We start from the raw sequence: 6175 nt of genomic DNA on the forward strand, positions 1-6175 counted from the left end.
CCTGGTGCGAGTGCCACGCAAAGGTGGAATAATCGAAACCGTGAGTGAAGTAAACCTGGGGATGCCCACCAAGTCTCTGTCCGCCCGCGAACCGTTGGCGCCGCGCCATCAGACCCGCAAAATCCAGGTCGGCAGCGTCGCCGTGGGGGGAGACGCCCCGGTGAGCGTCCAGTCCATGACCACCACCCTGACTTCTGACGTGGAAGCGACCCTGCAGCAAATCGCCGAACTGACGGCCGCGGGCTGCGACATTATCCGGGTGGCGTGTCCTTCCGCGGACGATGCCGCGGCGCTGCCCGAAATCTGTAAACGCGCCACCATCCCGGTGGTGGCGGACATTCACTTCCAGCCAAAGTATGTGTTCCAGGCTATCGAGGCCGGCTGCGGTGCGGTGCGGGTGAATCCCGGAAACATCCGGGCTTTTGATGACCAGGTGCGCGAAATCGCCCGAGCCGCCACCGACCACGGCACCGCGCTGCGCATCGGGGTCAACGCGGGGTCTCTGGACAAACGCCTGTACGAAAAGTTTGGGGGAGCCACCGCAGAGGCGCTCGCCGAGTCCGCCATGTGGGAGGCGTCTCTGTTCGAGGACGTGGATTTCCATGACTTTGCCATCTCGGTGAAACACCACAACCCGGTGACGATGATTCAGGCCTACCGCCTGTTGGCCCAGCACGGGGACTGGCCGCTGCATCTGGGGGTGACGGAGGCCGGCCCGACTTTCCAAGGCACCATCAAATCCGCTACCGCTTTCGGTGCGTTGCTCTCCGAAGGAATTGGCGACACGATTCGGGTTTCGCTTTCGGCCCCGCCGGTCGAGGAAATCAAGGTAGGGTTAGAGATTTTGCGTTCTCTGGGCCTGCGGAAACGCAACTTTGAAATCGTGTCCTGCCCGTCCTGCGGACGTTCCCAAGTCGACGTTTACACTTTGGCCAATGAGGTTACCGCCGGGCTGAAAGACATCACCTACCCGCTGCGGGTCGCGGTGATGGGCTGCATTGTCAACGGTCCGGGTGAAGCGCGGGAAGCCGATTTGGGCGTGGCCTCCGGCAACGGCAAAGGCCAGATTTTCATTAAAGGCCAGGTCATCAAGACCGTCCCGGAAGCGGAGATTGTGCCAACCCTGATAGCTGAAGCGAACCGGTTGGGTCGGGAGCTGGGCTTGGAAGCGGGTGAACCCCAGGTGAACGTAGCCGGTTGAGGACCCACGGCGAGGTGCCGGTATCGTGGGGGTTTCCGGCGTTTTGCTTTGGCAAGCGCAGTCGGCTGGTTATCCGCGGAGGTTGTGTAGCTCGGGGCACTAGGCCGGTCGGGCGGGGTTCCCGGTTTGGTGCAACCGGGAGGTGGCGAGAGGCTAGGATAAGAGTTACTGCTTAGATTTACCGAGGAGTTATGGAAAATGTCTGAAACCGCGTTGCAAAAAGCTACTATTCCTTTCGATGGCCGAGTGCAGTCCGGGGTGGAACAGCCTCCGCAGGCGCATCTGGAAGTTTTGGGGATGAACCTGGAACCTAGCCTGGACCAGGCGGCGTTCATTGAGCTGCTCAAGGACCTGACTGCCACAGCCCGCGAGTTGACCCAGGGCAACCCGATTCCGAACTTCCTAGCTCCGGAAATGGTCGCGGTCACCGCTAACCTCACCATCACCTGCGGTTTTGGAGAGCGGATTTTTGATTTCTTGGGTAAGCCGGAACTAAAACCCGAGGGCTTGCATGACATTCCCGCTTTCAAACTCGACCAGCTGCAGGAACGCTGGGGTCAGACCGATTTAGTGTTCCAGATTTGCTGCGACGACCCGGGCACCCTGTTCGCGGCCGGTCGCCTGATCCTGGCCAAGTGCGAAGGCAAAGCCACGTTGCAATGGATGCAAAAGGGCTTCACTTACGCCTACGGTTCAGCCCCGCGCGGCACGACCCCGCGAAATCCGTTCGGTCAGGTTGACGGCACCGTGAACCCGTCCACCGCGGAGGAATTCTCCGAGCAGGTGTGGTTGGACGGCTCTGGCGACCAGGCCTACCTGGACGGTTCCACCATTATGGTGCTGCGCCGGATTCAAAACTTCCTCGATCCGTGGGAATTACTGGACCGTCCCGCCCGGGAGCGCGTCATCGGCCGCAAACTCTCCGATGGCGGTCCGTTGAGCGGTGGTGGCGAGTTCGATGAGGAGGACATGGACGCGGTAGACGAAGCCGGTAACTTCATCATTGATCGGCGCTCTCACCTGGCGCTGTCCCGCGAACATGAAGATGACGGTTCCGACAAGCTGCGTCGCCGCGCTTTTGCCTACGACGATGCCCCGGAACCGGGACAGTCTGACCTGACCAACAGCGGTTTGGTGTGGATTTCTTTCCAGCGCAACCCGGATTATCAGTTCACGGCCATTCAAAAGCGCCTGGATATGCACGACTTGTTGAACAAGTTTATTTCCCACATCGGTTCGGCAGTTTACTGGATTGTTCCGGGAACCAGCGCGGAAACCTATTGGGGACAGGGTTTGCTGGAAAAATAGGCCAGAGCGTTTACGAGTTCGCGTCCGTACCCAGGGGCAAATTTTCGGTCCCGGTGGCGATGGACTGACGAATGGCGCGCAGCAGCCCGCGTTGAGAGGCTTCGAGTTCCTGCGCTAAGCCGTGTAGGCGCCGCAGGGTTTCCGCGTTATCGGTGTCCGTCAGTGTTTCCGGTGTGGGATTTTTCCCCAAGGACTCCAGGAAAGCCATTTCGCCAGCCCATTCGCGCCGCTTGTCACGCCACTGCTGCAGCGGTGCTACCAGGTTCGGATCCTTCGGGATGTAGCGCACTGCCTCAATGACTTGGTTATCCCGCACGATGACACGGTCCGCCGCAGAGAGGGTCTCTTCATAAATGAGTTTGATTTCGTCGTGCCGGGGGACTGCGTCTGGAATGACGGTGTCGCCGTGGAAGTGACGAATCAGCCACACGACACCCAAGGTCAGAGCGATAGTGCCCACCACTATCAGGAAATAGACCAGGTTTTGCGTAGCTGTCCACTTGTCTTGAGGAATGACCTGAGCGGGTATCATCATTCCCCAATACGGCGCCGACAACGAACTCATGACTGGATTTTAACAAACTTTCGCCCCCTTGCGGTGCCGGCGGACCCGGTTTGCCCAGGAAACCCCAGTTTTCGCCCGAACCACCGGAATTGCGAGGTGTGGGGGGAGATAAATTTTTTGGTAACCTTGTAAAGGCAGCGACTGGCGATGCCTACCAGACCCCGGATTGTTTCGCGGGGACAGTGGGCAGGAGGAATAACCCTCCGGGGAGCGCATTTACACAATCGGACGCCTGGGTTGTGCTCGCAAAACTATGGAGGAACTATGACTGAAGTCATGAACCAGCCCCTTTCTGAGGTTGATCCGGAAATCCAGGCCGTGCTGGATGCTGAACTGAATCGTCAGCGCGACACCCTGGAAATGATTGCGTCGGAAAACTTTGTGCCCCGCGCCGTATTGCAATGCCAGGGCAGCGTTTTGACTAACAAATACGCCGAAGGCTATCCGGGCAAACGCTATTACGGCGGCTGCGAAAACGTTGACGTCGCTGAGACCCTGGCCATTGAGCGGGCCAAAAAGCTGTTCGGAGCCGATTTCGCGAACGTGCAGCCCCACTCTGGCGCCCAGGCGAACGCGGCGGTGCTTTCCGCGCTCATTAAGCCCGGATCCAAGATTATGGGCCTGAGCTTGGCGCACGGCGGTCACCTCACTCACGGCATGAAGATTAACTTTAGTGGTCGTCTCTACCAGGTCGCAGCCTACGGAGTGGAACCGGATACCAAGCGTATCGACATGGATCGGGTGCGGGAACTCGCGTTGGCCGAGCGCCCTGATGTGATTATTTCCGGCTGGTCCGCCTATCCGCGGCACCTGGATTTTGCGGCTTTCCGTTCTATCGCGGACGAGGTCGGGGCCTATCTGTGGACCGATATGGCACACTTTGCGGGTCTGGTCGCCGCTGGTTTGCACCCCTCCCCGGTGCCTTACGCGGACGTGGTTTCCACGACCATTCACAAGACCATTGGCGGGCCGCGTTCGGGTCTGATTCTGTCCCGTGATGGGGAAAAGTTCGGCAAGAAGATCAACAGTTCCGTTTTCCCCGGTCAGCAGGGTGGTCCCCTGATGCACGTGGTCGCGGCGAAAGCAGTGGCGCTCAAGATTGCCGGCACGCCTGAGTTTAAAGAGCGGATGCAGCGCGTCATCCAAGGCGCCCAAATTTTGGCCGAACGCCTGATGGCGCCCGATTGCCAGGCGGCGGGCATCGACCTGTTGACCGGCGGCACCGATGTTCACTTGGTACTGGTTGACCTGGTTCACTCCAACCTGGACGGGCAACAGGCCGAGAACCTGCTGCATGAAGCGGGCATTACCGTGAACCGTAACGCAGTGCCGTTCGACCCGCGTCCCCCGGCGGTCACTTCCGGTCTGCGTATCGGCACCCCGGCTCTGGCTACTCGCGGCTTTGGCGAGGCGGAGTTCCGCGAGGTTGCCGACATCATCGCTTCTGTGCTGGTGGACGGTGCCGCGGGCGAATCCGCGGTGGACGTGGCCAAGTATCGGGCTCGGGTGGCGAAACTGACCGAAGCCTTCCCGCTCTATCCGGGACTGGTGCAATGAGGGCGCCCTGGGAGGGGCCAGCTCAGGTCCTGGACGGCAAAGCCACCGCTGGTGCTATCAAAGCCGAGTTGCAGGCGCGTGTCGCCGCGGTACGTGAGCGCGGGGTTATTCCCGGGCTGGGCACTATCCTGGTCGGCGAGGATCCCGGTTCCGTAACCTACGTGGCTGGTAAACATCGGGACTGCGCGGAGGTCGGCATCGAGTCCATTCGGGTCGATTTGCCTGCCACCGCCAGCCAAGACGAAGTCATGGCGGCGGTGCAACGGTTGAACCAAGCCCCGGCCTGTACGGGATATATCGTGCAGCTACCGTTACCTAAGGGTATGGACACGAACCGGATTTTGGAAGCTATCGACCCGGATAAAGATGCCGATGGCCTGCATCCCATGAACCTGGGCCGTCTGGTGTTGCGGGTGTCAGAGCCGATAACTTCGCCTTTGCCCTGCACTCCCCGGGCCGTCATCGAACTGGGTCGTCGTTTCGGTCTGGATTTCAACGGTAAAGACGTGTGCGTGGTGGGGCGCGGCACTACGGTGGGTCGTTCCATCGGGCTGCTGCTGGGACGTAAAGATGTCAACGCCACCGTGACTTCGTGCCATACCGGCACCCAGGATCTGGCTGCGAAATGTCGCCAAGCGGACGTCATCGTGGCTGCCTCCGGGGTCGCGGGCATTATCACCGCGGACATGGTCAAGCCCGGCGCTGCTGTGTTTGACGTGGGAGTGTCTCGGGTTATCGACCCGGATACCGGCAAGTCTCGATTGCACGGTGACGTGGCGGACGGGGTCGACCGGGTGGCCGCCTGGTTGACGCCGAATCCCGGCGGGGTTGGGCCGATGACCCGGGCGTTGCTGCTGGTCAACGTGGTCGAAGCCGCGGAACGCGCGGCCGGGATTTAAATCTTAATCTCCCTAACGGCGGTGACAGGCTGATTTTTTCGGGCTGTCACCGCAGCAGGTTTCTTTTAACGAAACAAAGTTGCGTATTCGCGTGTTCGGCAAGCTCAACAGATGGCCGAATCTCAGATTCCCTTCCAAAAGACCCTTTCCGAACATCAGAGGGCAGATTTGTCAGTAATTTCGCATAGAGTGCGGATTGAGACCATGGTGCCTGCTGAAATCCTTCTCAAGCTCAAAAATGCAAAAGACGACGTTATCGCCGTTTAGGGTCGGATAGCGCCCTGTCGACTCGAGTTATTTACCCGGCTTAGACCGGATATAGGAGGGTTTATTTTTCAATTTTGCTCACAATAAGGGCCACATCCCCTGTGCTCAGTGACATGGCCGAGGTAACATCATTCTTGTTTCGAGGGGCTGTTAAACCTACGCACAAAAGACGTGCTTGGGAGGAATGCGGAATTTTTGGACAATCCAGAAAGCTCCTTCCCCCGAATCTGGATAATTACCTAGTTATGGAAGGGATAATCATGACTGATTTTCACGGTCGTCACTTTTTGAAAGAACTCGATTTTACTCCTGCTGAGTGGTTGGAGTTGCTGGAGTTGGCTGCTGAGCTGAAAGCCGCGAAGAAGGAAGGTCGCGAGG

Annotated in this window: 5 protein-coding genes and 1 pseudogene; 5 read left to right on the forward strand and 1 reads right to left on the reverse strand. The window is 59.1% G+C overall.

Annotated elements, in window-relative coordinates; translation table 11 throughout:
• Positions 1 to 40: 40 nt before the first annotated feature.
• Complete coding sequence (gene ispG / locus AC5LBQ_RS05810; protein WP_374043472.1) at positions 41 to 1201, forward strand: flavodoxin-dependent (E)-4-hydroxy-3-methylbut-2-enyl-diphosphate synthase; 1161 nt, start codon at positions 41 to 43, stop codon at positions 1199 to 1201.
• Positions 1202 to 1399: 198 nt separating this feature from the next.
• Entirely contained in the window at positions 1400 to 2509 is a 1110-nt protein-coding gene (locus AC5LBQ_RS05815) for a Dyp-type peroxidase (RefSeq protein WP_295027211.1), read from the forward strand.
• Positions 2510 to 2519: 10 nt separating this feature from the next.
• Here AC5LBQ_RS05815 and AC5LBQ_RS05820 read toward each other — a convergent pair whose 3' ends face one another.
• Complete coding sequence (locus AC5LBQ_RS05820) at positions 2520 to 3074, reverse strand: hypothetical protein (RefSeq protein WP_295027209.1); 555 nt, start codon at positions 3072 to 3074, stop codon at positions 2520 to 2522.
• 264 nt (positions 3075 to 3338) lie between these two features.
• Between AC5LBQ_RS05820 and glyA the strand changes: the two genes are divergently transcribed.
• The 3 genes and pseudogenes from glyA to AC5LBQ_RS05835 form a co-directional block, all read left to right on the forward strand.
• The gene (gene glyA, locus AC5LBQ_RS05825) at positions 3339 to 4631 is read left to right on the forward strand and encodes a serine hydroxymethyltransferase (RefSeq protein WP_295027208.1); all 1293 of its coding nucleotides are present in this window, start codon (positions 3339 to 3341) and stop codon (positions 4629 to 4631) included.
• Positions 4628 to 5530 carry a bifunctional methylenetetrahydrofolate dehydrogenase/methenyltetrahydrofolate cyclohydrolase gene (locus AC5LBQ_RS05830; protein WP_493264894.1) on the forward strand — a complete coding sequence of 301 codons (903 nt, stop codon included), beginning with the start codon at positions 4628 to 4630 and terminating at the stop codon, positions 5528 to 5530. The genes glyA and AC5LBQ_RS05830 overlap by 4 nt, the downstream gene beginning before the upstream one ends.
• Positions 5531 to 6057: 527 nt before the next feature.
• Positions 6058 to 6175 (forward strand): annotated as a pseudogene (locus tag AC5LBQ_RS05835) (ornithine carbamoyltransferase); the annotation flags it as partial.

It is taken from the genome of Mobiluncus sp. (assembly GCF_985070215.1).

Coding starts and splice junctions, on each gene's coding strand:
- AC5LBQ_RS05815 (WP_295027211.1), top strand. CDS start 1,400: ATGTCTGAAACCGCGTTGCAAAAAGCTACTATTCCTTTCGATGGCCGA.
- AC5LBQ_RS05820 (WP_295027209.1), bottom strand. CDS start 3,074: ATGAGTTCGTTGTCGGCGCCGTATTGGGGAATGATGATACCCGCTCAG.
- glyA (WP_295027208.1), top strand. CDS start 3,339: ATGACTGAAGTCATGAACCAGCCCCTTTCTGAGGTTGATCCGGAAATC.
- AC5LBQ_RS05830 (WP_493264894.1), top strand. CDS start 4,628: ATGAGGGCGCCCTGGGAGGGGCCAGCTCAGGTCCTGGACGGCAAAGCC.